This window comes from Microbacterium sp. Bi128, assembly GCF_918698205.1.
In genome coordinates this window covers 1-2,306 of record NZ_CAKKMM010000802.1, presented here as the reverse complement: position 1 = coordinate 2,306, position 2,306 = coordinate 1, and the positions used below count along the sequence as shown (strand labels likewise).

The 2,306-nt window shown below is 73.0% G+C and carries 2 protein-coding genes; both read right to left on the bottom strand.

All coding sequences use genetic code 11. The features are described 5' to 3' along the window. Nucleotides 1-1,247: allantoate amidohydrolase (locus tag LQV45_RS26455; RefSeq protein WP_230009681.1), on the bottom strand; the 1,247-nt coding region annotated here is incomplete at its 3' end. Continuing rightward, a partial coding sequence (locus LQV45_RS26450) for an alanine--glyoxylate aminotransferase family protein (RefSeq protein ID WP_230009679.1) occupies nucleotides 1,244-2,306 on the bottom strand: 1,063 nt, incomplete at its 5' end. The genes LQV45_RS26450 and LQV45_RS26455, both read right to left, overlap by 4 nt.

Here is a 2,306-nt window from a genome sequence, read left to right as displayed (position 1 = left end):
GCCTCGGCGAGTGCCCGGATCCCCGCCGCGACCTCGGCGGCGGAGACGGCCTCGTCGGGGTGGTGACTGATCCCCTCCGGGTTGCGGAGGAACAGCATCCCCACGGCGGTGATCGCCCCGATCGACATGGCGTCGTGCCCGGCACGACTGAACAGGGTCGGGGCGTCACCGCCGATCCCTTCCCGCACCACGTCCTGCAACAGCGGGGCGCAGAACACCGCCGGCGCGGAGTGCACCTCACGCGCCCGCCACCGCAGACCGCGGCGGCCCATGATGGCATCCAGTTCCGCGGAGATCTGAGACCACGTGTGGTCGCGGGTCTCGTCGAACTCGCCGCGCAGGTCGAGTGAGAACACCGCCTCGCCGGGCACGACGTTCACCGCCCCCGGGAACGCCTCCAACTGACCCACCGTGCCCACGATGTGGTGCTCGGCGCGACAGATCCGCTCCACCGCGAGCGCCGCCTCGCTCGCGCCGAGCAGCGCGTCGCGGCGCATGTCGTACGGGGTGCCGCCGGCGTGCCGGGCCTCGCCCTCGACGACCAGCGAGAAACGCCGGGCCGACGCGATCGACGACACCGCCGCGAGCGGGAGTCCCGCGCGGTCGAGCTCGGGACCCTGCTCGATGTGCGCCTCCAGATACCCGACCAGCTCGTCGGGCTTGCGCGCGGCCTCGCCGATGCGGCCCGGATCGAGACCGAACTCGCGGAACGCCTGCCGCAGCGTCGAGCCGTCGGCATCCGTCAGGTCCCACCACGACGGATCCCACTGGCCGGCCACCGCCGACGACCCGAGCAGCGCCTTGCCGAAGCGGGTGCCCTCCTCGTCCGAGAACGCGATGACCTCGAGCGCGAACGGGAACGGACTGGATGCCACCCCCTCGTCATCCACGCGACGCACCAGCCGCACGACCTCGAGCGCCATCAGCACACCCACGATGCCGTCGAAGCGCCCGGCATCCGGGACCGTGTCGAGGTGCGAGCCGAGCATCAGGGCGGGGGCGTCGCGGTCTCCGGCGGGAGCGAGGCGACCGACCTGGTTACCGGCCGCGTCCTGGCGGGTGGACATGCCGAGCTCGCGCATCCACTCGGCGGCGAGGCGGTTCACCCTCGCGTGCTCGGGCGAGAGGTAGACGCGTTCGATGCTGCCGGGGGTCGCGGTGACGCGGGCGAGCTCCTCGCAGCGGCCCATCACGCGCCGCGCGGCCGAGGCGAGGCGCTCGGGCGCGACCTGGAGCCGGGTCTTCATCCCGCGGCCCCGGCCGGAACGGCGGCCCCGTACACGCCCTGCGCGGCCTCGACGCCACCGCCCGCGGCGACCGCCGCGCCGTGTCGGCGCAGCACCGTCTCGAGCGCGGCCAGGGTGGTGAGAACGGCATCCTTCCGGGCGTTGTAGCCCATCGTGCCGATGCGCCAGACGCGTCCGTGCAGGGGGCCGAACGAGGTGCCGATCTCGATGCCGAAGTCGTTCAGCAGCTCGGCGCGGACCGCGTCGCCGACGACCCCCTCGGGAATCTCCACCGCGACGACGTTCGTCATCTTGTGCGCGACGTCGCCGAAGACCGTCAGGCCCAGGCCCTCGACCCCGGCGAGCATCGCGTCGCCGTGCAGCCGGTGGCGCGCGATGACCTCGTCGCGGCCCTCCAAGAGCAGCACACGCGCGCACTCCCGCGCGCCGTAGAGCATCGTCGTCGCCTCGGTGTGGTGGTTGAGGCGCCGCGGGCCCCAGTAGTCCAGGATCATCGCCAGGTCGAAGTAGTTCGAGCGGATGAAGTCGGATGCCGAGGCATCCCCCTCCTCCCGGATCCCCGCCTCGACCCGGGCACGCGAGCGCACCACCTCGACGGCGCGGTCGGACAGGCTGATCGGCGCCGAGCCCGAGGGGCCGCCGAGGCACTTCTGCAGGCCCGCGGTCGCGGCATCCAGCCCCCAGGCATCCATCTCGAACGGGTTGCCGCCGAGCGAGGCCGTGGCGTCGGTGTAGAACAGAGCGCCGTGCGCGCGGCAGATCTCGCCGATCTCGTCGAGCGGCTGCAGCATCGTGGTCGACGTGTCGCCCTGCACGCACGCGACGAGGTGCGGCTTCACCCGCTCGATCGCCTCGCGGATCGTCGACACCGGGAACACCTGCCCCCACGGCACCTCGATCGTGTGCACCTCGGCGAGCGCGCGCTCGGCGATCTCGGCGAGCAGGTGCCCGAAGCGGCCGAAGACGGGCACGAGCACGCGCTGCCCGGGGCGCACGAGCGAGAGGATCGCCGCCTCGATGCCCGCACGGCTCGTGCCGTCGATGAGCACGGTCGCGTCG